26 protein-coding genes are annotated in these 25,414 nt (G+C 69.1%); 11 read left to right on the plus strand and 15 right to left on the minus strand.

All coding sequences use genetic code 11. The annotated features are described in order from the left end of the window. Positions 1-169: 169 nt before the first annotated feature. The 9 genes from glnK to QTI45_RS05930 all read left to right on the plus strand — a co-directional run bounded on the left by glnK (position 170) and on the right by QTI45_RS05930 (position 10,267). Positions 170-508, plus strand: coding sequence for a P-II family nitrogen regulator (glnK, locus tag QTI45_RS05890; RefSeq protein WP_162565354.1), 339 nt, complete (start codon positions 170-172; stop codon positions 506-508). A gap of 28 nt (positions 509-536) precedes the next feature. Beyond that, positions 537-2,051 carry an ammonium transporter gene (locus QTI45_RS05895; RefSeq protein WP_286373495.1) on the plus strand — a complete coding sequence of 505 codons (1,515 nt, stop codon included), beginning with the start codon at positions 537-539 and terminating at the stop codon, positions 2,049-2,051. 203 nt (positions 2,052-2,254) lie between these two features. Then, positions 2,255-3,178, plus strand: coding sequence for an SMP-30/gluconolactonase/LRE family protein (locus QTI45_RS05900; protein ID WP_286373494.1), 924 nt, complete (start codon positions 2,255-2,257; stop codon positions 3,176-3,178). A 9-nt stretch (positions 3,179-3,187) separates the two neighbouring features. Further along, the gene (locus QTI45_RS05905) at positions 3,188-4,069 is read left to right on the plus strand and encodes a LysR substrate-binding domain-containing protein (RefSeq protein WP_286373493.1); all 882 of its coding nucleotides are present in this window, start codon (positions 3,188-3,190) and stop codon (positions 4,067-4,069) included. Positions 4,070-4,173: 104 nt separating this feature from the next. Beyond that, positions 4,174-5,835 carry an L-lactate permease gene (locus tag QTI45_RS05910; RefSeq protein ID WP_286373492.1) on the plus strand — a complete coding sequence of 554 codons (1,662 nt, stop codon included), beginning with the start codon at positions 4,174-4,176 and terminating at the stop codon, positions 5,833-5,835. A gap of 10 nt (positions 5,836-5,845) precedes the next feature. Beyond that, positions 5,846-7,351, plus strand: a complete 1,506-nt coding sequence (locus QTI45_RS05915) for an FAD-linked oxidase C-terminal domain-containing protein (RefSeq protein WP_286373491.1) — start codon at positions 5,846-5,848, stop codon at positions 7,349-7,351. A gap of 70 nt (positions 7,352-7,421) precedes the next feature. After that, complete coding sequence (gene glcE, locus QTI45_RS05920) at positions 7,422-8,528, plus strand: glycolate oxidase subunit GlcE (protein WP_286373490.1); 1,107 nt, start codon at positions 7,422-7,424, stop codon at positions 8,526-8,528. A 10-nt stretch (positions 8,529-8,538) separates the two neighbouring features. Beyond that, a complete protein-coding gene (gene glcF / locus QTI45_RS05925) occupies positions 8,539-9,765 on the plus strand; it encodes a glycolate oxidase subunit GlcF (protein WP_286373489.1) in 1,227 nt (408 codons plus the stop codon). A gap of 85 nt (positions 9,766-9,850) precedes the next feature. Continuing rightward, positions 9,851-10,267: a carboxypeptidase-like regulatory domain-containing protein gene (locus tag QTI45_RS05930; RefSeq protein ID WP_286373488.1), complete on the plus strand. Its 417-nt coding sequence runs from the start codon at positions 9,851-9,853 to the stop codon at positions 10,265-10,267. Here QTI45_RS05930 and QTI45_RS05935 read toward each other — a convergent pair whose 3' ends face one another. From QTI45_RS05935 to lplT, 3 genes are read right to left on the minus strand one after another with little or no spacing between them, the layout of a single operon-like run. Next, entirely contained in the window at positions 10,268-10,753 is a 486-nt protein-coding gene (locus QTI45_RS05935) for a glutathione peroxidase (RefSeq protein ID WP_286373487.1), read from the minus strand. Further along, positions 10,750-11,655: a DMT family transporter gene (locus tag QTI45_RS05940; RefSeq protein WP_286373486.1), complete on the minus strand. Its 906-nt coding sequence runs from the start codon at positions 11,653-11,655 to the stop codon at positions 10,750-10,752. Before QTI45_RS05940 ends, QTI45_RS05935 begins: the two co-directional genes overlap by 4 nt. A 3-nt stretch (positions 11,656-11,658) precedes the next feature. Beyond that, entirely contained in the window at positions 11,659-12,963 is a 1,305-nt protein-coding gene (lplT, locus tag QTI45_RS05945; protein ID WP_286373485.1) for a lysophospholipid transporter LplT, read from the minus strand. A 171-nt stretch (positions 12,964-13,134) separates the two neighbouring features. Here lplT and alr point away from each other — a divergent pair, with 171 nt between their 5' ends. Both alr and QTI45_RS05955 read left to right on the plus strand, forming a co-directional pair. Continuing rightward, a complete protein-coding gene (gene alr, locus QTI45_RS05950) occupies positions 13,135-14,223 on the plus strand; it encodes an alanine racemase (RefSeq protein WP_286373484.1) in 1,089 nt (362 codons plus the stop codon). A 14-nt stretch (positions 14,224-14,237) separates the two neighbouring features. Further along, the gene (locus QTI45_RS05955; protein ID WP_286373483.1) at positions 14,238-14,957 is read left to right on the plus strand and encodes a hypothetical protein; all 720 of its coding nucleotides are present in this window, start codon (positions 14,238-14,240) and stop codon (positions 14,955-14,957) included. A gap of 33 nt (positions 14,958-14,990) precedes the next feature. Here QTI45_RS05955 and QTI45_RS05960 read toward each other — a convergent pair whose 3' ends face one another. From QTI45_RS05960 to hpaR, 12 genes are all read right to left on the minus strand, one after another. Then, the gene (locus tag QTI45_RS05960; protein WP_286373482.1) at positions 14,991-15,968 is read right to left on the minus strand and encodes a 2-dehydropantoate 2-reductase; all 978 of its coding nucleotides are present in this window, start codon (positions 15,966-15,968) and stop codon (positions 14,991-14,993) included. A gap of 4 nt (positions 15,969-15,972) precedes the next feature. After that, complete coding sequence (locus tag QTI45_RS05965) at positions 15,973-16,764, minus strand: class II aldolase/adducin family protein (protein ID WP_286373481.1); 792 nt, start codon at positions 16,762-16,764, stop codon at positions 15,973-15,975. A gap of 19 nt (positions 16,765-16,783) precedes the next feature. Next, entirely contained in the window at positions 16,784-17,782 is a 999-nt protein-coding gene (locus QTI45_RS05970; RefSeq protein WP_286373480.1) for a Bug family tripartite tricarboxylate transporter substrate binding protein, read from the minus strand. Positions 17,783-17,977: 195 nt separating this feature from the next. Continuing rightward, the gene (locus QTI45_RS05975) at positions 17,978-18,787 is read right to left on the minus strand and encodes an aldolase/citrate lyase family protein (RefSeq protein ID WP_286373479.1); all 810 of its coding nucleotides are present in this window, start codon (positions 18,785-18,787) and stop codon (positions 17,978-17,980) included. Positions 18,788-18,799: 12 nt separating this feature from the next. After that, positions 18,800-19,603, minus strand: a complete 804-nt coding sequence (hpaH, locus tag QTI45_RS05980; protein WP_286373478.1) for a 2-oxo-hept-4-ene-1,7-dioate hydratase — start codon at positions 19,601-19,603, stop codon at positions 18,800-18,802. Positions 19,604-19,606: 3 nt separating this feature from the next. Beyond that, the gene (locus QTI45_RS05985; protein WP_286373477.1) at positions 19,607-20,014 is read right to left on the minus strand and encodes a 5-carboxymethyl-2-hydroxymuconate Delta-isomerase; all 408 of its coding nucleotides are present in this window, start codon (positions 20,012-20,014) and stop codon (positions 19,607-19,609) included. Between the two features lie 7 nt (positions 20,015-20,021). Further along, complete coding sequence (hpaD, locus tag QTI45_RS05990; protein WP_286373476.1) at positions 20,022-20,945, minus strand: 3,4-dihydroxyphenylacetate 2,3-dioxygenase; 924 nt, start codon at positions 20,943-20,945, stop codon at positions 20,022-20,024. Between the two features lie 2 nt (positions 20,946-20,947). Then, positions 20,948-22,405, minus strand: coding sequence for a 5-carboxymethyl-2-hydroxymuconate semialdehyde dehydrogenase (hpaE, locus tag QTI45_RS05995; RefSeq protein WP_286373475.1), 1,458 nt, complete (start codon positions 22,403-22,405; stop codon positions 20,948-20,950). 17 nt (positions 22,406-22,422) lie between these two features. Then, positions 22,423-23,400 carry a Bug family tripartite tricarboxylate transporter substrate binding protein gene (locus tag QTI45_RS06000; protein WP_286373474.1) on the minus strand — a complete coding sequence of 326 codons (978 nt, stop codon included), beginning with the start codon at positions 23,398-23,400 and terminating at the stop codon, positions 22,423-22,425. A gap of 23 nt (positions 23,401-23,423) precedes the next feature. After that, the gene (locus QTI45_RS06005) at positions 23,424-24,176 is read right to left on the minus strand and encodes a fumarylacetoacetate hydrolase family protein (RefSeq protein WP_286373473.1); all 753 of its coding nucleotides are present in this window, start codon (positions 24,174-24,176) and stop codon (positions 23,424-23,426) included. Then, positions 24,173-24,796 (minus strand): fumarylacetoacetate hydrolase family protein, encoded by a 624-nt coding sequence (locus QTI45_RS06010; RefSeq protein WP_286373472.1) that lies wholly within the window; start codon positions 24,794-24,796, stop codon positions 24,173-24,175. The genes QTI45_RS06005 and QTI45_RS06010 overlap by 4 nt, the downstream gene beginning before the upstream one ends. Then, entirely contained in the window at positions 24,793-25,227 is a 435-nt protein-coding gene (gene hpaR / locus QTI45_RS06015; RefSeq protein ID WP_286373471.1) for a homoprotocatechuate degradation operon regulator HpaR, read from the minus strand. Before hpaR ends, QTI45_RS06010 begins: the two co-directional genes overlap by 4 nt. Positions 25,228-25,414: the final 187 nt, after the last annotated feature.

Below are 25,414 nucleotides of genomic sequence, written 5' to 3' on the forward strand. Positions count from 1 at the left end.
CTTCAACCTGGTCGCCAGCCCCGGCGTGGACATCAACGGCGTCACCTTCGGCCAGACCACCTTCTCGCCCAACAAGACCCGCTTCATCCTGATGCTGACCAAGACGCTGTAAACGCTCGCGGCGCGGTTCGCCGCCGCGCCGTCCTCTTTCATTCGTAGGAGAAACATCATGAAGCTGGTCACAGCCATCATCAAACCATTCAAGCTCGACGAGGTGCGCGAGGCACTGTCGGCCATCGGCGTGCAGGGCATCACGGTCACCGAGGTCAAGGGCTTCGGACGCCAGAAGGGCCACACCGAGCTGTACCGCGGCGCCGAGTACGTCGTCGACTTCCTGCCGAAGGTCAAGATCGAAGCCGCTGTGGCCGACGAACTGGTGGAGCGCGTGATCGAGGCGGTCGAGAGCGCGGCGCGCACCGGCAAGATCGGCGACGGCAAGGTCTTCGTCTACGACCTGGAGCAGGTCGTGCGCATCCGCACCGGTGAAACGGGCCGCGAAGCCCTTTGACACGCAAGGCACGAAAGTAAAAACCGAAATGAAAAAATTCCTTGTCTCACTCGCGCTGGGCCTGAGCCTGCTCGGCGCCGGTACCTCCGGCTTCGCGCAGGCGCCCGCCGCACCCGCGGCTGAAGCCTCGGCGCCCGCCGCCGCACCGGCCGCGCCCGCCGCGGCCGCACCTGCGGCCGCCGCGCCCGCCGATGCGGCCGCTGCCGCCCCGGCACCCTCGTTCAACAAGGGCGACACCGCCTGGATGATGGTCTCGACGCTTCTCGTGATCATGATGACCATTCCCGGCCTGGCGCTGTTCTACGGCGGCCTGGTGCGCAGCAAGAACATGCTGTCGGTGCTGATGCAGGTGATGGTCACGTTCTCGATGATCGTCGTGCTGTGGCTGATCTACGGCTACAGCCTGGCCTTCACCGAGGGGAACGCCTTCATAGGCGGCTTCGACCGGCTCTTCATGAAGGGGATCTTCGATCCGGCCACCGGCGTGTTCGCACCCGGCGCGACCTTCAGCAAGGGCGTCTACATCCCCGAACTGCTGTTCGCCGCCTTCCAGGCCACCTTCGCCGGCATCACCTGCTGCCTGATCGTCGGCGCCTTCGCCGAGCGCATCAAGTTCTCGGCCGTGCTGCTGTTCATGGTGATCTGGTTCACCTTCAGCTATGCGCCGATCGCGCACATGGTCTGGTTCTGGATGGGCCCGGACGCCTACACCACCAAGGAAGTGGTCGACGGCCTGAACGACAAGGCCGGCCTGATCTGGCAATGGGGCGCGCTCGACTTCGCGGGCGGCACCGTGGTGCACATCAACGCGGCCGTCGCCGGTCTCGTGGGTGCCTACCTGGTCGGCAAGCGCATCGGCTACGGCAAGGAGTCGTTCACGCCGCACTCGCTGACGCTCACCATGGTCGGCGCCTCGCTGCTGTGGGTCGGCTGGTTCGGCTTCAACGCCGGCTCCGCCCTCGAAGCCGGCACCAGCGCCGTGCTGGCCTTCATGAACACCTTCTCGGCCACCGCCGCCGCCGTGCTCGCATGGTCCATCGGTGAAGCGCTGATGCGCGGCAAGGCCTCGATGCTGGGTGCCGCTTCCGGCGCCGTCGCCGGCCTGGTGGCGATCACCCCGGCCGCCGGCAACGTCGGCCTGATGGGCGCGATCATCATCGGCTTCGTCGCCGGCTTCGCCTGCCTCTGGGGCGTCAACGGCCTCAAGCGCATGCTCGGTGCGGACGACTCGCTGGACGTCTTCGGCGTCCACGGCGTCGGCGGCATCGTCGGCGCGCTGCTGACCGGCGTGTTCAACACCCAGGCGCTGGGCGGCCCCGGCCTGGTGGGCGACTGGGTCACGGCGGGCATCGTCTCCAACGGCATCGGCGCCCAGGTCTGGATCCAGCTCAAGGCCGTCGTGCTGACGGTCGTCTGGTCCGCCGTGGTGGCGTTCATCGCCTTCAAGATCGCCGACCTGACCATCGGTCTGCGGGTGTCGGAAGAAGAAGAGCGCGAAGGCCTCGACATCTCTTCCCACGGCGAAACCGCCTACAACCGCTAGAGGCTGTTGCTCGCCCCCAGGTTGCCCGGCACTTCGTGTCCGGGCGCCCACCCCCTACCGGGGGCAACACCAGCGGACCGGCAAAGCCGGATCCGCGGTGTTTCACCGACGGGCCTGGCTGCGCCGGCCTCGCTTCACCCGACCAGGAGCCCCGCTTGCGGGGCTCTTGGTTTTGGGGCGTCGGGGGCGCGCATAATTTTCTGATGTGGACCACTCTCGATGACAGCCTCTGCCAGCTCGGCGAGTCGCCGTTCTGGCATCCGGGCGAACGCTCGCTCTACTGGCTCGACATCCCCGGCCGCGCGGTGCTGCGCACGCGCGGCGAGATCGACCACCAGCCCACGGTCGAGCGCTGGAACCTGCCGACCGAACCCGGCTGCATGGCGCCGGCGCGGCGCGGCGGGCTGGTGATCGCGCTGCGCGACGGCGTCTACCGCGCCGCCGGCTGGGGCGCGGCACTGAAGCCGCTGGCGACCGTCGACCACGACATCCGCACCATGCGCTTCAACGACGGCAAGTGCGACGCGATGGGCCGCTTCTGGGCCGGCACCATCAACGAGGCCAAGGACCGGGCCAACGCAGCGCTCTATTGCCTCGATGCCCGCGGCGGCCGGGCACCGACGCTGGTGCAGAAGGCGAACCAGGCCACCACCGCCAACGGACTGGCCTTCGCGCCCGACGACGCCACCGTCTACTGGGCCGATACCGCTGCCCACAAGGTGCGTGCCTGGGCCTGGGCCGCGGGCGTCAACACCCTGTCGCGCGAGCGCGTCTTCCAGCAGTTCGGGGACAAGCCCGCGGGCTGGACGCCGGCTTCGCCGCAGCGCTACGAAGGCCGGCCCGACGGCGCCACGATCGATGCCGACGGCCACTACTGGGTGTCGATGTTCGAGGGCGGCCAGCTGCTGCGCTTCGCCCCTTCGGGGGAGCGGGTGGCGACACTGCCGACGCCGGTCCAGTGCCCGACCATGCCCTGCTTCGGCGGCGACGACCTCAGGACGCTGTTCGTCACCAGCGCCCGCCGCGGCCGGCCCGAGGCCGAACTCGAGGAGCGGCCGGCGTCGGGCTCGGTGATCCGGATCCGCGTCGACACCCCCGGCCTGCCGGTGGCCTTCTTCGAGGACTGAGCGCCGCGCATGGCCCTCCAGCACATTCCGCCGATCCAGTGCCTGCTGACCTTCGAGGCGGTGGCCCGGCTGCGCCATGCGGGCCGGGCGGCGGACGAGCTCTGCGTCACGCCCAGCGCGGTGAGCCATCGCATCCGGCAGCTCGAGTCGCACGTGGGCCTCAAGCTCTTCGGCCGCGGCGACTTCAGCCTGACCGCCGACGGCGCGGCCTACCTCGTCAACGTGCGCGCCGGGCTGGCCGCGCTGCAGGCGGTGCCGAACGGCGACGCCTCGCCGCGCGCGACGCGGCTGCGGCTGGCGGTCACGCCGACCTTCAGCCGCCAGTTCCTGATGCCGCGGCTCGAGCTGTTCCGCAACATCTACCCGGACGTCGACCTGGTGCTGCAGGTGTCGATCCCGCTGCTCGACGTCACGGCCGAGCAGGCCGACCTCGAGGTGCGCTACGGCCCCGGCGCCTATGCCGACTGCGAGAGCCGGCTGCTGCTCGAGGAGACGGTGGTGCCGGCCTGCAGCCCGAGCTACCTGAACGAGTTCGGTCCCTTCAACGGTTTCCGCACCGATGCCGAGATCGCCAATGCGCGGCTGATCCGCAGCCCGCTGGAGCCCTGGAGCACCTGGTTCGCCAGCTGCGGGCTGGACCATCCCGAGCCTCAGCTCGGCTCGCAGTTCAACGACCTCGGGCTGGTCTACGATGCCGCGGCCAGCGGCTTCGGCGTCGCCCTGGTGCGGCAGAAGCTGGGCGCGCAGTGGCTCGAGTCCGGCCGGCTGGTGCCGCTGTCTGACCGTCCCGTGCCATCGCCGCACCGCCACTACGTCTGCTGGCAGCCCGGCACGCTCGATCGCTGGGAGTGCGAGGCCTTTGCCGAGTGGTTGGTGGAAACCCTGAGCTAGTTCGAGCAAATTTCAAGGCGGCCGCGAAAAACCTTCAACTCGGCAAGGCCTTGGGTCCTTAAAGTTCGGTCCAGAAACGAGACACAACTTCTGGGAGAACCGCCATGAGCTGGCAGCAAATCTACGATCCCTTCGGCAACATGATCATCTCCACCGCGCTGGCCGCGATACCGGTGGTGGTGATGCTGGCGGCCCTGGGCTTCTTTCACATCAAGGCCCACATCGCCGCCGGCATGGGCCTGCTGGCGGCGATCGCCGTCGCGGTGTTCGCCTACGGCATGCCGGCCGACATGGCCGGCCGCGCGGCGTTGTTCGGCGGCTTCACCGGCCTGCTGCCGATCGGCTGGATCGTGCTCAACATCATCTTCCTGCAGCAGCTCGCCGAGCAGAACGGCAGCTTCAAGGTGCTTCAGGATTCGCTCTCGGGCATCACCGAAGACCGCCGCATCCAGCTGCTGCTGATCGCCTTCTGCTTCGGCGCCTTCTTCGAAGGCGCCGCCGGCTTCGGCACGCCGGTCGCGGTCACGGCCGGCATCCTGATCGGCCTGGGCTTCTCGCCGCTGGCCGCCTCGGGCCTGAGCCTGATCGCCAACACCGCGCCGGTGGCCTTCGGCGCGCTCGGCACGCCGGTCATCACGCTGGCCAAGGTGCACGGCTACGACCTGATGGAGGTCACGGCGATGATCGGCCGCCAGCTGCCCTTCTTCTCGCTGCTGGTGCCGTTCTGGCTGATCTGGGCCTTTGCCGGGCGCAAGGCGATGATGGAGATCTGGCCGGCCATCCTCGTGACCGGCGTGTCCTTCGCGGTGCCCCAGTACCTGGTGTCGAACTTCATCGGCCCCGAGCTGGTCGACATCATCGCGGCGATCGTCTCGATGGTCAGCCTGGTGCTGTTCCTGCGCGTCTGGCAGCCGCGCAAGATCTGGCATTCGCCGTCGCTCAAGGGCCACGACGTCAGCGCCCACGAGGCCAAGCCGCCGCAGCCGCTGGTGACCCACAGCCGGGCCGCGCTGGTGCGGGCCTGGATGCCCTGGCTGATCCTGTCGGTGTTCGTCTTCATCTGGGGCCTGCCGGCGGTCAAGAACGCGCTCAACGGCATCTTCGCGCCGTCGTTCCCGATGCCCGGCCTGCACAACCTGATCGAGAAGGTGCCGCCCGTGGTGCCCGTGCCGCACAAGGAAGCGGCGGTCTACGTGCTCAACCTGCTGTCGGCCACCGGCACCGGCATCCTGCTGGCGGCGATCGTCAGCGCGCTGTTCATGCGCTACAGCCCGGTCGAGATCGTGCGCACCTTCTTCCGCACGCTGTGGCTGGTGCGCTATTCGCTGCTCACCATCGTGCTGATGCTGGCGCTCGGCACGCTCACGCGCTTCTCGGGCACCGACACCACGCTGGGTCTGGCCTTCGCCAACACCGGCGCCTTCTATCCCTTCTTCGGCACCTTGATGGGCTGGATCGGCGTTGCCATGACCGGCTCCGACACCGCATCGAACGTGCTGTTCGGCGGCATGCAGAAGGTCGCGGCCGAGCAGCTCGGCCTGTCGCCCAACCTGATGGGCGCGGCCAACAGCTCGGGCGGCGTGATGGGCAAGATGATCGATGCGCAGTCGATCGTGGTGGCCTCCACCGCCACCCGCTGGTTCAACCACGAAGGCGACATCCTGCGCTTCGTGTTCTTCCACTCGATCGCGCTGGCTTGCCTGGTCGGCCTGTACGTGACACTCCAGGCCTACGTCTGGCCATTCACACTGATGGTCGTCCGCTGAAGGAGTCCACATGAACGCGCCGCTCGCCTCCGCCGAACAGGCTTCGCTGTCGGCATCGACCCGCCAGGCCCAGGTGGTGCAGGCGCTGCAGCCGCACCTGCCGGCCCATGCGCTGATCTGGCATGCCGAAGACACCGTGCCCTACGAATGCGACGGCCTCACGGCCTACCGCCAGCGCCCGCTGGTGGTGGCGCTGCCCGAGACCGAGGCGCAGGTGTCGGCGGTGCTCAAGGCCTGCCACGGCCTCGGCGTGCCGGTGGTGGCGCGCGGCGCGGGCACCGGGCTTTCGGGGGGCGCGATGCCGCACGCGATGGGTGTCACGATGTCGCTCGCCAAGTTCAACCGGATCCTGAAGATCGACCCGGTGAGCCGCACCGCGGTCGTGCAGTGCGGCGTGCGCAACCTCGCGATCAGCGAGGCGGCGGCGCCCTTCAACCTCTACTACGCGCCGGACCCGTCGAGCCAGATCGCCTGCACCATCGGCGGCAACGTGGCCGAGAACTCGGGCGGCGTGCACTGCCTCAAGTACGGGCTCACCCTGCACAACGTGCTTCGGGTGCGCGGCTTCACGGCCGAGGGCGAGCCGATCGAATTCGGCGGCGAGGCGCTCGACTGCGCCGGCCTCGACCTGCTGGCGCTGGTGATCGGCAGCGAGGGCATGCTGGCCGTGACCACCGAGGTCACGGTCAAGCTGGTGCCCAAGCCGCAGCTGGCACGCTGCATCATGGCCAGCTTCGACGATGTCCGGAAAGCCGGCGACGCGGTCGCCGCGGTGATCGCCGCCGGCATCATCCCGGCCGGCCTCGAGATGATGGACAAGCCCATGACCGCCGCGGTCGAGGACTTCGTGCGCGCCGGCTACGACCTCGAGGCCGCGGCGATCCTGCTGTGCGAATCCGACGGCACCTCCGAGGAGGTCGAGGAAGAGATCGGCCGCATGACCGAGGTGCTGCGCGGCTGCGGCGCCACCGCGATCGCGGTGAGCCAGAACGAGGACGAGCGGCTCAAGTTCTGGAGCGGCCGCAAGAACGCCTTCCCGGCCTCCGGGCGCATCAGCCCCGACTACATGTGCCTCGATTCGACCATCCCGCGCAAGCGGCTGGCCGACATCCTGCTGGCGATCCAGGAGATGGAGAAGAAGTACCGGCTGCGCTGCTGCAACGTGTTCCACGCCGGCGATGGCAACCTGCATCCGCTGGTGCTGTTCGACGCCAACGATCCCGACGAGCTGCACCGCTGCGAACTCTTCGGCGCCGACATCCTCGAGACCAGCGTCGCGATGGGCGGCACCGTGTCGGGCGAGCACGGCGTCGGCGTCGAGAAGCTCAACAGCATGTGCGTGCAGTTCACCGCGGCCGAGAACGAGCAGATGTTCGGCGTCAAGCGGGCCTTCGATCCGGCCGGCGGGCTGAACCCCGGCAAGGTGATCCCGACGCTCTCGCGCTGCGCCGAGTACGGCAAGCAGGTGTTCCGGGCCGGGCAGGCGATGCCTTTTGCGGAACTGCCGAGATTCTGAATACCTCGCGGGACAGATCAAGAAACTGCGCAGCAGTTTTTGCTCTGTCCCCAACCGACTAGAAGAAACGATGGAACCCACGGCCCTCACCGACATCGCCGACCGCATCCGTGCCGCCGCCGCCGACCGCGCGACGCTCAGCATCCGCGGCGGCAACACCAAGGCCTTCTACGGCGAGCCGGCGCGCGGCGAGCTGCTCGATACCCGTGCGCTGTCCGGCGTCACCAGCTACGAGCCCAGCGAACTGGTCGTCACGGTGCGCGCCGGCACGCCGCTGGCCGAACTCGAGGCGCTGCTGGCCGGGAAGGGCCAGTGCCTGCCTTTCGAGCCGCCGCGCTTCGCACCCGGCGCAACGGTCGGCGGCATGATCGCCGCCGGTCTCAGCGGGCCGGCCCGCGCCAGCGTCGGCTCGGTGCGCGACTACCTGCTCGGCATCACGCTGGTCAACGGCCGAGGCGAAGTGCTCACTTTCGGCGGCCAGGTGATGAAGAACGTCGCCGGCTACGACGTCTCGCGCGTGCTGGCCGGATCGATGGGCGCTCTCGGGCTGATTGCCGAGGCCAGCCTCAAGGTGCTGCCGCTGGCGCCGGCCGAGGCCACGCTGGACTTCGCCTGCAGCCAAGCCGATGCGCTGCGCCTGCTCAACGAATGGGGCGGCCGGCCGTTGCCGCTCAACGCCAGCGCCTGGCACGAACGCGAAGGCCGGGGCGTGCTGTCGCTGCGCCTGCGCGGCGCGGTGGCGGCGGTCGAGGCCGCGTGCGCGCAGCTGGGCGGCGAGCGGCAGGACGCGCAGCAGGCCGCCGCCGGCTGGCAGTCGCTGCGCGACCAGCAGCATCCGTGGTTCGGCGCCCGAGAGGGCGCGCGCGCACTGTGGCGGCTCTCGGTGCCGCAGACCGCGCCGGTGCTCGAGCTCGACGGCGCGCCGCTGGTCGAGTGGCATGGCGGCCAGCGCTGGGTCCTGGCCGGGCCCGGCGACTCGCAGCGCGTGCGGGCCGCGGCCCGCGCCGCCGGCGGCCACGCCACGCTCTGGCGGCCCGCGGCCGGAGCCCGCCACGAAGCCCGCTTCGACACCCTGAGCGCGCCGGTCGCGCGCATCCACCGTGCGCTCATGAACGAGTTCGACCCCCACGCCGTCTTCGATCGAGAACGGCTCCTTCCCGCCCAACCCGCGCACTGAGTAGCACCGCATGCAAACCGAACTCGCTCCCGAATTCCAGGGCACCACCGATGGCCGCGAGGCCGAGGCGATCCTGCGCAAGTGCGTGCACTGCGGCTTCTGCACCGCCACCTGCCCGACCTACCAGCTGCTCGGCGACGAGCTCGACGGCCCGCGCGGGCGCATCTACCTGATCAAGCAGGTGCTCGAAGGCAAGACGCCGACGCGCAGCACGCAGCTGCACCTCGACCGCTGCCTGACCTGCCGCAACTGCGAGAGCACCTGCCCGAGCGGCGTGCAGTACGGCAATCTGGTCGACATCGGCCGCAAGATCGTCGACCAGAAGGTGCCGCGGCCGGCGATGGAGAACGCGCTGCGCTGGACCCTCAAGGAGGGGCTGCCTTCGCCGCTGTTCGCGCCCGCGATGAAGCTGGGCCAGTCGGTGCGCGGTCTGCTGCCGGCCAAGCTCAGGGCCAAGGTGCCGGCGCCGCAGCCGGCGGGCGCCTGGCCCCGGCGCGCGCACGTGCGCAAGATGCTGATGCTGGCCGGCTGCGTGCAGCCGTCGATGGCGCCCAACATCAACAGCGCGACCGCCCGCGTGCTCGACGCCGCCGGAATCCAGCCTGTGATCGCGAAGAACGCCGGCTGCTGCGGCGCCGTGAAGTTCCACCTCAACGACCAGGACGGCGGCCGCGCGCAGATGCGCGCCAACATCGATGCCTGGTGGCCGCAGGTCGAGGCCGGCGCGGTGGAGGCGATCGTCATGAACGCTTCGGGCTGCGGCGTGACGGTGCGCGAGTACGGCCACATCCTCAAGGACGATCCGGCCTATGCCGCCAAGGCCGAACGCATCAGCGCGCTGACCCGCGACCTGAGCGAGCTGCTGCCCGAACTGGTGCCGTTGCTGAAGGGGCGCGTGAAGGCGCCCGCCGGCCTGGTCGCCTACCACCCGCCGTGCACGCTGCAGCACGGCCAGAAGCTGCGCGGCGGGGTCGAGGTCAACCTGCGCGCGCTCGGCTTCGACATCCGGGTGGCGGGCAGCGAGTCGCACCTGTGCTGCGGCTCGGCCGGCACCTATTCGGTGCTGCAGCCCGAGCTGGCCTATCCGCTGCGCGATCGCAAGCTGGGCCACCTGAACCAGCTGCAGCCGAGCGCCATCGTGTCGGCCAACATCGGCTGCATCACCCACCTGCAGAGCGGCACGCAGACGCCCGTGCGGCACTGGGTCGAGCTGCTCGACGCCGCACTGGCGGACTGATCGGACAGCGTCCGGGGTTCTGGTCCGACGCCCGGCGCGACGGCGCCGCGCCAGCATGCAGGCGTGTTCCTACCGGGAGACTCTCATGCATGCCTCTTTGCGAAACCTGCTGCGCGGCGCCGTGCTGTGCACTTGCGCCGCCGCTCCCTGGCTCGCCCAGGCCCAGACCGACGGGATGCCGGCCATGAAGGTCCAGGATGCCGGCCGCTACGTCTGCGGCGGTGTCGGCTCGGACGAATCGCTCGCCATGCGCGCAGCCATGAAGGAGCATCCGCTGGCGCTGCTGTTCGCCCGTGCCAGCGGCGCCTACCTGGCCGATGTGGACGTGATGGTGAGGGATTCGAAGGGCGGCACCGCGCTCTCGATGCGCGCCAGCGGCCCGATCTGCCTGGTCGACCTGCCGGCCGGCCGCTACACGGTGGAGGCGGCCAGCGAAGGCGTCACCAAGAGCCAGGTCGTGGTGCTCGAAGGCGCCACCAAGACCGCGGACTTCAGGTTCTGATCAGGCGGCGAGCGCGCGCTCGATGTCGCCGGCGATGTCCTGGGGCTTGTCGACCGGCGCGTAGCGCTTGAGCACGCGTCCGTCCTTGCCGACCAGGAACTTGGTGAAGTTCCACTTGATGGCCGTGCTGCCGAGTAGCCCCGGCGCCTCCTTGACCAGCCACTTGTAGAGCGGCGCCGCGTCGGCGCCGTTGACGTCGATCTTCTCCATCATGGGAAAGCTCACGCCGTAGTTGCGGGTGCAGAAGGCTCCGATCTCCTCGTTGCTGCCGGGGTCCTGGCTCATGAACTGGTTCGAAGGAAAGCCGAGCACGGCCAGGCCTTGCCCGGCGTATTTCCTGTACAGCGCCTCCAGCCCCTCGAACTGCGGCGTGAAGCCGCACTTGCTGGCCGTGTTGACGATCAGCAGCACCTTGCCGCGGAATTCGGAAAGCGGGGCGGGCTGGCCGTCGATGCGGCGGGCCTCGAAATCGTAGATGCTGGTCATGGGATGCTGTCCTTGGCGGAAACCGATCGCCGATCATCACCGGCCGCGGGCGCGCGTGCAAACGACGACCACACCGCCGCCGCCACGATCAGCGCGCCGCCGATCCAGATCCGGGCCTCCATCGACGAGGCGCCGAGCGTCACCGACGAGACGCTCGCGAACAGCACCTCCGACAGCATGATCACCGCGGTCGCACTGGCCGCCAGCCGCGCCGCGCCGTACTGCAGGCAGATGTTGGCGAAGACGAAGCCGGTGCCCAGCAGCAGCGCCCAGCCCCACCAGCCGGTGTCGGCCAGCGGCGGCGGCGGCATCGCGCCGAGCGCAGTGCCGACCAGCGCGGTGGCGCCCGCCATCGCCGCGCAGCCGCCGAACATCGCCAGCGCGCGCGACTCGCCGGGCGCGCTGCGCAGCCGGCGCAGGAGGATGTTGGTCACCGCGAAGCCGAAGCCCGCCGCCACGCCGAGCCAGTCCGCCAGGCTGGCCGGCACCGGCCAGTCGGCTTCGGGCGACTTCAGCACCACCGCCACGCCGCCCAGCGCCAGCGCCACCCGGGCCAGCGCGCCGAGGCTGGGGCGCTCGCCCAGGAAGGCCCAGGCCAGCAGCACGCTCCACAGCGGCATCAGATAGAACAGCAGCACCACGCGCACCACGTCGCCCTGGGTCACGGCCCAGTTGAAACCGACGTTGGTGAAGCCGGCCGCCAGCCCCAGCAGCACCAGGCCCGGCTGCCGGGCGAAGGGCGCCCAGGCATGCCGCCGCAGCAGCGCCATCGCGAGCGTGATGGCCGCATAGATCAGGCAGGTCGCCCACACCGGATGCAGGCCGTGGCCTTCGATCTGACGGAAGGGAAACCAGGAGACGCCCCAGACGAAGGCGTTGAAGATCAGCGCGAGAGCAGGCAAGGGTCAGTGGTGCTTGTCGCTGCGCGCGATCGCGAGCAGGTGCTCGACTTCTTCCGGGTAGCGCTTGAGGTTGTGCTGGTGCCAGAGCTTGATGAGGTACATGAAGCCGGCCACCACGATGCCGAAGGCGGTGATCGCCGCGTAGGCCGACAGGCCCAGGCCGGTGCAGGCGCTGTAGAACGCGCCGAGGATCAGGATGCACGACTGCTCGTTGAAGTTCTGCACCGCGATCGAACGGCCGGCGCCCATCAGGTTGTGGCCGCGATGCTGCAGCAGCGCGTTCATCGGCACCACCAGGAAGCCGCCGAGGCCGCCGAGCAGGATCAGGAAGGGCACGGCGAGCCAGATGTTGCCGATGAAGTTCATGCCGATCACCAGCACGCCCATGCCGATCCCGAGCGGGATCACGCGGGTCGCCATGTCCAGCCGCATCTTCACCGAGGCCACGATGGCGCCGACCGCGGTGCCGATCGCCACCACGCCGGTCAGCGAGGAGGCCTGCGCCGTGTTGTAGCCCAGTGCCAGCGAGGCCCAGGCCAGCACGATGTACTTGAGATTGCCGCCGGCGCCCCAGAACAGGGTGGTGGTGGCGAGCGAGATCTGGCCCAGCTTGTCGCGCCACAGGCGCGAGTTGCACTGCCAGAAATCAGGCAGCAGCGCGGCGATGTTGCGCACCATGCCGTGCTGCGGGTTCGAGCGCAGCGGCCGCATCTCGACGCCGGTCAGCGGGATGCGGGTGTTGAACCAGGCCGCCACGATGTAGACCAGGATCAGCGCCGAGATCGCGGCCTCGGGCGCGGTGTCGATGCCGGTGTCGATGATCGGGAAGTCGAAGGTCAGCAGCTGGCTCGACAGCGCATGGCCCACCAGCTGGCCGCCGAGCACGATGCCCAGGATGATCGAGGCGATGGTCAGGCCCTCGATCCAGCCGTTGGCCTTGACCAGCTGGGAGGCCGGCAGCAGCTCGGTGAGGATGCCGTACTTGGCCGGCGAATAGGCCGCGGCGCCCAGCCCGACGATCGCGTAGGCCAGCAGCGGATGCGAGCCGAACAGCATCATCACGCAGCCGACCACCTTGATCGCGTTGCTGATGAACATCACCTGGCCTTTGGGCAAGGCGTCGGCGAAGGCGCCCACCAGCGGCGCCAGCGCCACATAGAAGACGGTGAAGATCGGCACCAGCGCGGCGCGCTGCCACTCCGGCGCGCCACTGGTTCTCATCAGCTCCACCGCAGCAACGAAAAGCGCGTTGTCGGCCAGTGACGAAAAGAACTGGGCCGACATGATGGTGTAGAAACCGCGCTTCATCGATGAGCTGGCTGGCCAGGGTGGGAGAGCTGGCGATAGTGGAAAAGAGTTCCGCATCAGAGGCGGGTGCGCGGTTATAGCATGGGGTGCGCGATGTCAGAATGGCGCTTTCCGGCCCCATCGCCGGGCTTTTTTGTGTGAGTGATTTCAGCTTTTCGCCGGGATTTTCAAGTGCCGCGTCCGATCCTTGCCACTGTCCACAGCGCCGCCCTGCGCCACAACCTCGACCGCGCGCGCCGCGCGGCGCTCGATTCCCGCGTCTGGGCGGTGGTCAAGGCCAATGCCTACGGGCACGGCATCGAGCGGGTTTTCGAGGCTTTTCGCGCCGCCGACGGCTTCGCGCTGCTCGACCTGGCCGAGGCCGAACGGGTGCGCGCGCTGGGCTGGCGCGGCCCGGTGCTGCTGCTCGAAGGCGTGTTCGATCCGCGTGACCTCGAACTCTGCTCCCGCCTCGACCTCTGGCACACCGTGCACTGCGACGCCCAGATCGACATGCTCGCGGCCCACAAGACCCAGGCGCCGCAGCGGGTCTTCCTCAAGATGAACTCCGGCATGAACCGCCTGGGCTTCGCGCCCGAGCGCTTCCGCTCGGCCTGGACGCGGCTGAACGCGCTGCCGCAGGTCGACGAGATTTCGCTCATGACGCACTTCAGCGACGCCGACGGCGAGCGCGGCATCGCCCACCAGGTCGAGGTCTTCGAGCGCGCCACCCAGGACCTGCCGGGCGAGCGCTCGATCGCCAACAGCGCAGCCACCCTGCGCCACGCGGCCCGGACCCGCAACGACTGGGTGCGCCCCGGCATCCTGCTCTACGGCGGCGTCCCCGATTTTCCCGAACACGACGCCGAGCACTGGCAGCTGCAGCCGGCCATGACGCTCGCCACCCGGCTGATCGGCGTCCAGACGCTGAAGGCTGACGACACCATCGGCTACGGCTCCAGCTTCCGTGCCGAAGGGCCGCTGCGCATCGGCGTCGCCGCGGTCGGCTACGCCGACGGCTATCCGCGCCACTGCAGCACCGGCACGCCGGTGCTTGTGAACGGCGTGCGCACGCGGATGGTCGGCCGCGTCAGCATGGACATGATCACGGTCGACCTGACGCCGGTGCCCGATGCCGGCATCGGCGCCGAGGTCACGCTGTGGGGCCGGTCGTCGAAGGGCGCCCTGCTGCCGATCGACGAGGTCGCGCAGGCCGGTGGCACCGTCGGCTACGAGCTGATGTGCGCGGTGGCGCCGCGCGTGCCGATCGCGGCGGACTGAAGGCCGCTGCCCGCTTGAAAATCCTCTCCGACTGGCGCTCGGTCCGGCTCTGGGAGTCGCGCGTCGAGCAGGAGCTGCATCGCAGCCACGACCTGCGACTGCACGGCTTCGCGATCGGCAGCGCGATCCTGCTGCTGATGTGGCTGGTGTCGCACCTGCAGATGCGGCTGGGCGTCGACTCGCTGGCGCTGCGCTATGCGGTGACCCTGGGCGCCGGCTACGCCGCCTACCTGCTGCTGCTGCGCTGGTGGGCCGGAAGATTGGTGCAGCGCAACACGAACTTCGATCCCGACGTGCCGGACCCCGGCACCTTCGAGCTTTCGCCGGCGCGGGGCTCGGGCGGCCAGTTCGAGGCCGGGGATCTGCCCGACGCCGGCGGGGGCGCGCTCGACATCGCGGGCGGCCTCGACGAGGGCGCGGTGTTCGTGGTCCCGGTCGTGGCCATCTTCCTGATCGGCGTCGCCATCGTGTGCGGCGCCGGCGCGCTGGTGCTGCTCTATTTCGGCTGGGACGCGCTGCTCGCGGTGGCGATCGAGATCGCCTTCTCGTATGTCTCGGCGCGCGCCGCGGTGCGCATCGCGCGCGAGGGCTGGTTCGCCGTGGCGGTGCGGCTCAGCTGGAAGCCGCTGCTGGGCGCGCTGCTGAGCGCGGTGCTGCTCGGCGCCGCCATCGACCGCTTCATGCCGCAGGTGAATTCGCTGCCGGCGGCGGTGCGGGTGCTGATGGGGCGCTGAGGCGCCGACGCCGACGCCGACGCCGACGCCGGCTCAGTAGAGCCCGAGCTGGCGCGCGCGCAACCGAGCCAGCCCCAGCAGCGCATCGGTGAACGGCGTCGCGACGCCGGCGCGCTGGCCCAGCTCGCGCACCGCGGTCACCAGCGCGTCGAGTTCCACGGCGCGGCCGGCTTCCACGTCCTGCAGCATCGAGGTCTTGAAGGCGCCCAGCTTGCGCGTGACCGCGTGGCGGTCCTCGGGGCTGTCGGCGATCGGCACGCCGATGCGCTCGCCGATGGCCTTGGCCTCCAGCATGATCGTCGAGATGAAGCCGCGCACCAGGTCGTCGTTGAGGATCAGGTCGGTGGTGGCACCGGTCAGCGCGCTGATCGGGTTGACCGTCATGTTGCCCCAGAGCTTGTACCAGACGTCCTTCTGGATCTGCGGCGACAGCTTGGTGTCGATGCCGGCGCCGCCCAGCAGGTCGAGCAAGGCCTTGGCGCGCGGCGTCGCCTCGCCCGAAGGCTCGCCGATGATCAGGCCGTTGCCGAAGTGATGCCGCACCACGCCCGGCCCGTCGAGCGCGCAACTGGCGTGCACCACGCAGCCGATCACGTGCCGGGCGGGAATCGCGGCGTCGATGCGGCCGCCCGGGTCGACCGCCTCCAGCTGCGCACCGGCCAGGGGGCCGCCGAAGCCGCCCTGCAGGAACCACCAGGGCACGCCGTTCATGGCCGTCAGCACGATGGTGTCGGGGCCGAGCAGCGGAGCGATCTGCTCGGCCACGGCGGGCAGCGAGGGCGCCTTCACGGCCACGATCACCAGATCCTGCAGGCCGAGCGTGCGCGGATCTTCGCTGGCGTTGACCGGCACCGTCACGCGCGAATCGCCGCTCGCCAGCGTGAGCCCGTTGCGCCGCAGCGCCTCGAGCGTGGCGCCGCGCGCCACCACGTTGATCGTCGATCCCGCCCGCGCGAGCTTCGCGCCGATCCAGCCGCCGATCGCGCCGGCGCCGTAGATGCAGACTTTCATGGCCTCAGTTCTTGTAGCTGTCGTCGATGCGGTCGACCTGGCGCACCAGGGCATCGAACACATCCTGGCCGGCGCCGTGCGCCGGATTGAATTGCAGAGCATCGCGCGTGCAGCGCTGGGCGATCTCCTCGCCGACCGGAATCGCCGGCCCCATCGAGAAGGTCGCCATCTGGATCTCGCAGGCGCGCTGCAGGGTCCAGAGGATGGCGAAGGTCTGCGGCAGCGTCTGGCCCCAGGCCAGCAGGCCGTGGTTGCGCAGGATCACCGCGTTCCGGTCGCCGATGCTCCGGAGCAGGCGCGGGCCTTCGTCGGCATGGATCGTGATGCCCTCGAAGTCGTGGTACGCGACCATGCCGTGCAGCTGCGCGGTATAGAAATTGGTCTGCTGCAGGCCGCCCTGCAGGCAGGCCACCGCCACGCCGGCGGTGGTGTGGGTGTGCATCACGCAGTGCGCGCCCGGCAAGCCGTCGTGAATCGCGGCGTGCACCGTGAAGCCGGCCGGATTCACCGGGTACGACGAGCCGTCGAGCACCCGGCCCTGCAGGTCGATCTTGACCAGGTTGCCGGCCGTGACCTCGCTGTAGTGCAGGCCGAAGGGATTGATCAGGAACTGCTTCTCGCCACCGGTCACGCTGTCGGGCAGCCGCACCGTGATGTGGTTGTAGATCATCTCGGTCCAGCCCAGCATCGCGAACACGCGGTAGCAGGCGGCGAGCTGCAGCCGGGCGGCGCGCTCGTCGGGGTGGATCGCGGGATGCACCAGCGCCGAAGGCGACGGGGTGGCGAGTGTGTTCATCTGCAGTTCCCTTTCATGGTCAGTTCTCCGCGGTGAAGCCGACCTGTTTCACGATCGGCGCCCACTTGGCGGTGTCTTTCTTGATCAGTTCCGTGAGCTCGGCGGGCGTGGAGGACATCGCCTCCAGGCCGAAGTTCGCCAGGCCGTCGATCACGTCCTTCTGTGCCAGCGCGGTCCTGAAGGCGGCGTTGGCGCGGTTCACCACTTCGGGCGAGGCCTTGGCCGGCAGCAGGAAGGCGAACCACTCGCTGTGCGTCATGTCCTTGATGCCCTGTTCCTCGAAGGTGGGCACGTCGGGCGCGAAGCGGCTGCGCTTGGCGCCCGAGACGCCGAGGATGCGCACCTTGCCCGTGGGCAGATGCTGCGTGATGTCGCCAATTGGGCCCGACACCGCGGCGACATTGCCGCCCAGCAGGTCGAGCATGGCCGGCTGCGTGCCGCGGTAGGCTGCGTGCTTGAGCTCCACGCCCGCGCTCTTGCCCAGCAGCGCGCCGATGAAGTGCGGCGTCGAGCCGGCGGCCGGCGAGCCGAAGTTGGCGCCCTCGGGATGGGTCTTGGCCCAGGCCAGGAACTCGGGCACGGTCTTGACCGACAGCGGCACCGCCGGCCCGACCGCGAAGCCGAAGTCGAACACGCAGGCGATGGTCACCGGCGTCAGGTCGACCAGCGGGTCGTAGGGCAGCTTCTTGTAGATGTGCGGATAGATCGTGAGGATCGAGGTCGGCGTCTGCAGGATCGTGGCGCCGTCGGCCGGCTGGCTCTTGACGTAGGTGACCGCGATCTGGCCGCCTGCGCCGGTGCGGTTCTCCACCACGACGGCGCGGCCGTAGTCGGGCTGCAGGCGGGTGGCGACACGGCGGCAGGTGGTGTCGGAGGTGCCGCCGGCCGCGAAGCCGGTGATCAGGCGCGCAGTCTCGAACGGAAAGGCTTGCGACTGGGCGAACACTTGCTGGCCCAGGCTGGCCAGCAGCGCGGAGGCGCTGGTGGTCTGCAGCAGATGGCGGCGGGTGATGGTCATTCGATGTCTCCTCGGATTGGATGGATGCGGGTTGGAACTCGTCGCGCCTCCGGAATGGGGGCGCCGCAGAGGGTCGCGGCGCCCTGGTGGCCAGGCCGCGCGCTGAGGGCATATTCTTCCCGCAACCCGCGCCGCCCGACACCCGCGTTTACCTCACGTTTGCATCCAAAAGTCCTCGCATCGATCGTCCGTCGTTCAGTAGGTGCCGCCGGCCGCCGCGGGCTTGGCGGCGCCCTTGAAGCTCGCCGCCAGGGCGCTGGTGCTGCGCACCAGCAGGTTGGTGTCGAGGCCGACGGCGACGAAGCCCGCGCCCAGCGCCAGGTACTTGCGCGCCAGCGCCTCGTTGGGCGTCAGGATGCCGGCCGACTTGCCGGCGCGCTGGATGCGCGCGATCGCGTCCTCGATCGCCGCCTGCACCTCGGGGTGGTCGGAGTTGCCGACATGGCCCATCGAGGCCGACAGGTCGGCCGGGCCGATGAAGATGCCGTCGACGCCGTCGACCGCCGCGATCGCCTCGAGGTTGGCCAGCGCCTCGCGCGACTCGGCCTGCACCAGCAGGCAGACGCGCTCGTTGGCGTCCTTGGCGTAGCTGGGGTAGCGGCCCCAGCGCGAGGCGCGCGCCCCGCCCATGCCGCGGATGCCCTCGGGCGGATAGCGCATCGCGCGCACGATCGAGCGCGCCTGCTCCGCGGTGTCGACCATCGGCACCAGCAGCGTCTGGACGCCGAGGTCGAGGTACTGCTTGATCAGTGCCGTGCCGGCATCGCCATGGCCCAGCGGCACGCGCGCGATCGCGTTGACGCCCGGGTAGGCGGCGATCGCCTGCGCCTGCTGGAGGATGCTGGCCAGCCCGTTGGGCGAATGCTCGCCGTCGATCAGCAGCCAGTCGAAGCCGGCGCCGGCGCAGATCTCGGCGCTGTAGGCGTCGGCCAGGCCGAGCCAGAGGCCGATCTGGGCGCGCTTGTCGATCAGGGCCTGCTTGAAGGGGTTTGCGGGAGTGGTCATGGTTTTTTTCTTTCAGACGAAGCGGAACGAGATGGCGCCGAGCGGGCCGTAGTCGGCGTGGAAGGTATCGCCCGGCAGCGCCGCGGTCGGCCGCGTGAACGAGCCGCCGAGCACCACCTCGCCGGCCTCCAGGCATTCGTCCCAGGGCGCCAGCTTGTTGGCGAGCCAGGCGACCCCGGCGGCCGGATGATTGAGCACCGCGGCCGCGACCCCGGACTCCTCGATGACCCCGTTCTTGTACAGCAGCGCGCTGACCCAGCGCAGGTCGACCGCGTCGGGCTTCACGGGCCGGCCGCCGGTCACGATGCCGGCATTGGCCGCGTTGTCGGAGATGGTGTCGAAGACCTTGCGCATCTGCTTGGTGTGGCGGTCGAACTGCTCGATGCGCGAATCGATGATCTCGATCGCCGGCACCACGTAGTCGGTGGCTGCGAGCACGTCGAAGATGGTCACCTTCGGACCCTGCAGTCGCTTGCCGAGCACGAAGGCCAGCTCGACCTCGACCCGCGGCGCGATGAAGCGCGAAAAGGGGATGTCGCCGCCCTGCTCGAAGAACATGTCGTCCAGCAGCGTGCCGTAGTCGGGCTCGTCGATCTGGCTGGCCTGCTGCATCGCGCGCGAGGTCAGGCCGATCTTGTGGCCCTTGACGATGCGGCCCTCGGCGATCTTGGTCCTGACCCATTCGCGCGAGATCGCATAGCCGTCCTCGATCGTCATCTCGGGGTAGCGCTTGGAGAAGTGCTCGACCTGCACGCGCGACTTCTCGCTCTCGTGGAGTTCGGCCGCCAGTTGCCGGATGAGCTTGGAGTCGAGCATGGTTCAGGCCTTGTTGAACAGGGGGTGGAGGTTGCTGTGCTTGCCGTCGTAGACCTGGCCGGGGCTTTCGTCCACGTTCAGCGTGATGCCGATGAGGCGCTGGGCGAAGACCGGCTCGAAATGCCGCTTCGCGCTCGCGATGAGGGCGTCGCCGGCGCGCTTCTTCACCGCTTCGCTGCGTCCCGCCCCCATGCGCAGGTTGAGATAGACGAAGGCGTAGTCGCCCTTGCCGTCGGCCACCGCGTAGTGCGCGGCCGGGTAGGCCAGCACGCGCGTGCCGCCGGTCGGGAAGACCTGAGCGCCCGCTTCGTCGCGCTGTTCGAGCATGGTGTCGGCCAGCGTGCGGCAGAGCGCGCCCATGTCGGTCTCCGGCTCGATGTTCGGCGTGTAGAGGATGACCAGATGCGGCATGGCGGCCTCAAAGACGTGAAACGGACTGGAAGCCTTCGGCGCTCGATGCCTGCGCCTTCGGGATCGCGTGGCCGTCCTGCGGCGTGACCGGGAAGACGGCGTTGATCTGCCCGGTGGCGGACGAGCCGAAGTAGGGCGTGACCACCTCGGCGTGGCCGTCGTAGGCCGACCAGCCCAGCGCGCCGAGCAGCATGGCCGTGTCGTGCATGAAGCCCTCGCCATGCCCCTTGGCCGCATATTCCGGCAGCATCGCGCAGAAGTCGGACCATTCGCCGCCTTCCCACATCTTCACGACGTCGTGGTCCATGCGCTCCAGCAGCGGGCTCCACACGCGGTCGGCGAACTGCGGCGCCAGTCCGTTCTGCGCGAAGCGGTGCGACAGAGAGCCGCTCGCGAAGAAGGCCACGGTGCCGTCGTAGTGGTCCTCGACCGCGCGGCGCATGGCCCAGCCCAGGCGCGCGCTGTCGTTCAGATAGTGGCTGGTGCACAGGGCCGAGACGCAGATCGCCTTGAAGTGCAGGTCCTCGTTCATGTAGCGCATCGGCACCAGCGTGCCGTATTCGGGCCCGAGCGTGGTGGCGTCGTGCGCCAGCGTCTCGACGCCCCATTCGTTGCACGTCCTTGCCAGCAGCTTGCCGAGTTCCGGGTTGCCCGGCACCTCGAAGGGCATGTTGCTGATGAAGTGCGGCAGCTCGTTGCTGGTGTAGACGCCCTTGAAATGCGGCGCGCAATTCAGGTGGTAGCTCGCGTTCACCAGCCAGTGGGTGTCGAAGACCACGATGGTGTCCACGCCCAGTTCGCGGCAGCGGCGGCCGATCTCCTTGAGCCCGTCGATGGCCGCCTGCCGGCTGCCCTTGCGCGGACCGTCCAGCTCGCTCAGGTAGAGCGAGGGCACGTGCGTGATCTTGGCGGCGAGTGCGAGCTTGCCCATGGTCAGACTCCCCAATGCGGAATGTGGTGGCTGCCCAGGCTCACCGCCACGTTCTTCGGTTCGCAGAACACCTCGTAGCTCCAGGTGCCGCCTTCGCGCCCGGTGCCCGAGGCCTTGGTGCCGCCGAAGGGCTGGCGCAGGTCGCGCACGTTCTGGCTGTTGACGAAGCACATGCCGGCCTCGACCGCGGCGGCGACGCGGTGCGCGCGGCCGATGTTCTCGGTCCACACATAGCTCGACAGGCCGTAGGCGATGTCGTTGGCCAGGCGGATCGCATCGGCCTCGTCCTTGAACGGGATCAGGCAGGCGACCGGGCCGAAGATCTCGTCCTGCGCGATCTTCATGCGGTTGTCGACATCGGCGAAGACGGTCGGCAGCACGTAGTTGCCCTTCTTCACGCGGTCGGGAAGCTCCGGCGCGCCGAGTCCGCCGCACAGCAGCGTGGCGCCTTCCTTCGGACCCAGCTCGATGTAGCTGCGCACCTTGGCCAGATGCGCCTGCGAGATCATCGGCCCGACGATGGTTTTCTCGTCCAGCGGGTCGCCGACCGTGATGCGCTTCGCCCGCTCGGCGAACTTCGCCGCGAAGTCGGCATAGATCGACTGCTGCACCAGGATGCGCGAACCGGCCGTGCAGCGCTCGCCGTTGTTGCTGAAGATCATGAAGATGGCGGCATCGAGCGCGCGGTCGAGGTCGGCGTCGTCGAAGATCACGAACGGGCTCTTGCCGCCCAGCTCCATGCTGAACTTCTTCAGGCCGGCACTCTTCACGATGCGGTTGCCGGTTGCGGTCGATCCGGTGAACGAGATCGCGCGCACGTCGGGGTGCGCCACCAGCGGCTCGCCGGCTTCCTTGCCGTAGCCGTGCACCAGGTTCAGCACGCCGGCCGGGATGCCGGCCTCGAGCGCCAGCTCGCCCAGGCGCGCGGCCGTCAGCGGCGACAGCTCGCTCATCTTCAGCACCGCGGTGTTGCCGAAGGCCAGGCAGGGCGCGACCTTCCAGGTGGCGGTCATGAAGGGCACGTTCCAGGGCGAGATCAGCGCGCACACGCCCACCGGATGGAACAGCGTGTAGTTCAAGTGCGTGGGCGTCGGGTAGGTGTGGCCGTCGACCCGCGTGCACATCTCGGCGAAGTAATAGAAGTTGTCGGCCGCGCGCGGCACCAGCTGCTTGCCGGTCTGGGCGATGACCTGGCCGCAGTCGTTGGTCTCGGTCTCGGCGATCTCGGGCACGTTCTTGGCGATCAGGTCGCCGAGCTTGCGGATCAGCTTGGCGCGCTCGGGCGCGGGCAGGCCGGCCCACTTCGGGAAGGCTTCCTTGGCGGCGGCCACGGCCGCGTTCACTTCGGCCTCGCCGCCCGAGGCGACCTCGGCCAGCACTTCTTGCGTAGCCGGGTTGACGGTCTGGAAATAGTCGCGGCCGGCGACCGGTTTGCCGTTGATGAGGTGGTCGATCTGCATGGGAATGTCTTTCAGGGTCAGTCGATTCGGATCTCGCGCGAAGCGATCAGCGCCTGCCACTTCTTGCGCTCCGATTGCACGTAGCGGTTCATGTCGGCGGCGTCGGTGGGGCGGGCTTCCCAGCCGGCGTCGAACAGCTTCTGGCGCACGGCGGGATCGTTCATGGCCTTCAGCAGGTCGGTGCCGAGCTTCAGCTGGATGTCCTTCGGTGTCGCGGCCGGTGCCACCAGGCCTTGCCAGGTGTAGGCCTCGACCTCGGCGAAGCCGAGTTCCTTCGCGGTCGGCACCTGCGGCAGCTGCGGCACCCGCTCGCCCGACATCGCGAGCAGCGGCACCACCTTGCCGGCCTTGACGGCGCTGATGCCGCTCGGCAGGTCGAGCATCATCAACGGCACCTGGCCGCCCATCAGATCTTGCAGCGCCGGGGCGCCGCCCTTGTAGGGCACGTGCAGCAACGAGACGCCCGCCTCGCGCTGGAACAGTTCGAGCGCGAGATGGTGCGGGCTGCCGGCGCCGGGCGTCGCGATGCTGTACTTGCCCGGCTCTTTCTTGAGCGCGGCGATCAGCGCCTTGGCGTCGGCGAAGCCCGCGCCCGGCGCGGCCGTGATGATGAGCGGCGAGCGCCCCATCATGCCGAGCGCGACGAAGTCCTTCTCGCTGTCGTAGGGCAGCTTCTTGTAGAGGACCGGGTTGTAGACCAGCACGCCGTTGTCGGCCGAGAACACGGTGTAGCCATCGCCGGGCGAGCGCGCCACGTTCTCGGAGGCGATGATGGCGGCGGCGCCGGGGCGGTTGTCGACCAGCACCGGCTGGCCGATCTGTTGCGACAGCTGGGCGCCGGCGGTGCGCGCCAGGAAGTCGGTGCCGCCGCCGGCCGGATAGCCGACCACCCAGCGCACCGGCTTGGCCGGATAGCCTTGCGCCGGCGCGTCGAGCGCCACCACCGATGCGGCCAGCGCGACCATCGCGGTCGCGAGCTTGATCATCTTCTTCATCTTGTCTCCGTTTGCTGTGCCGCTCAGGCCGCGGCGATGGTGTTGACCAGCGCGCCGATCTGCGCGATCTCGGTCACGATGACGTCGCCCGGTCGGCAGTCGACCACGCCGTCGGGCGTGCCGGTCAGGATCAGGTCGCCGGGCTGCAGGGTCATGAAGCTGCTGAAGTACTCGATCAGGAAGGGCGCGTCGAAGATCATGTCCTTCGTGTTGCCCGACTGCGTGAGCTTGCCGTTGACCGTGGTGCTGAGCGCCAGCGCCATCGGGTCGGCGACGTCCTTGGCGTCGACCAGCCAGGGGCCGATCGGCGTGCAGGTGTCGCGGTTCTTGACGCGCAGGTTGGGGCGGTACCAGTTCTCGAGGTAGTCGCGGATCGCGTAGTCGTTGGCCACCGTGTAGCCGCCGATGAAGTCGTAGGCGTCGTCGCGCTTCACCTTCTTCGCGGTCTTGCCGACCACGATCACCAGCTCGCATTCGTAGTGCATGAACTGCACCTCCGACGGCCGGTAGGTGAGCTGGCGGTGGCCGGTGAGCGTGCTCTCGCCCTTGACGAAGACCAGCGGCTCCTCGGGCGCCTTGAACTCCAGCTCCTTGGCGTGGTCGGCGTAGTTGAGGCCCAGCGCGAGGATGGTGCGCGGGCGCGGCACGGGCTTGAGCGGCGGCAGCCACGAGACCGCATCGGCCTCGACCTGGCGGCCGTCGGCGAGGCGCAGCCGGCCGCCGTCTTCCACGGCGTCGTGCACCGCGTTTTCGAACAGGATGCGCGCGTGCTTCATGCCTGCTCCTTCACGAGGGTGTTGACCAGGGTCTCGAAACCCGGCGCCGCGATCTCGATGCGGTCGCCGGGGCGTGCCAGCGGGCGGCCGGCGTCGCAGCCGAGCATCAGCACGTCGCCGTGGGCGAGCGTCATGAACTCGCCGACATGGGCCAGCAGCTGTGCCGCGCTGCGCACGGTCTGCGAGAAATCGGTCGACTGCTTCAGCTCGCCGTTGATGCGGACCTCGAGCCTGAACTGTGCCGGGTCGGCCACCTCCTGCGCATCGCGCATCGCCGCGCCGATGCCCAGGAAGCCGTCGACGCACTTGAACTTGACCGGCGGGCGGAAGAAGCTCGCATGCGGGATCGACAGGTCGTTCATCAGCACAAAGCCTTCGACGTCGTTGTCGACGCCGATCACCATCGCGACCGTGGCACCGACCTCGACCGCATCGACCTGCGCCGGCACGCCGATCGCGCTGCCGTGCGGGCTCCAGGTGTTGGCGGTCTTGACGTAGAGGACAGGGGCCTTCGGCGGCGCCTTGTAGGGCGGCTGGTTCATCTGCGGCGCGAGTGCGTCGAACTCCGCGCGGAAGTTCAGCAGCACGCCGTAGACGGTGCCGGTTGGTAGGTAACTCATGGTTGTTCCAATGCGATCAATTCGTCGAGGAGCTCGTACAGCTGGGCCAGCTTGTCCTTGCCCATGGCCTCTTCCATCCACGCGTAGTGCGCCTCGATGCTGGTCGAGAGTTGCGTCACCAGCTGGTGACCGCGGGCCGTGGCCTCGACCACGGTGCGGCGCTGGTCTTCCGGGTCGCGGCTGCGCGCGATGAGGCCGTCGCGCTCCATGCGCGCCAGCACGCCGGTCAGGCTCGGCCCGAGGATGAAGGCCTCGCGCGCCACGCGGCCGGTCTCGACCGCGCCGTGCTCGCCGAGCACCCGCAGCACGCGCCACTGCTGGTCGGACAGCGCATGCTCGCGCAGGCTCGGCCGCGTGTGGCCCATCACGGCCTCGCGCGCCTGCAGCAGCAGGCGCGGCAGGTTGCGGTGGGAGAAGGCGGTGCTGCGCATGTCCATGTCGGAGGGGATTATTTAATATATTAAATAGTTGGGTCAAGCGGACGAAACTAGGGGTAAACCCTCCGGATACTGGCTTGAACCGCACACGCGCCAAAACCTGACACGCGCTGTCGATTCGCTGCCAGGGCCGGGCGCGGCAAGCGCTGACGCGCCCCTGCCCGGCCGCACGAAACCATCG

Source organism: Variovorax saccharolyticus (assembly GCF_030316765.1).
GTDB lineage: Bacteria > Pseudomonadota > Gammaproteobacteria > Burkholderiales > Burkholderiaceae_C > Variovorax > Variovorax saccharolyticus.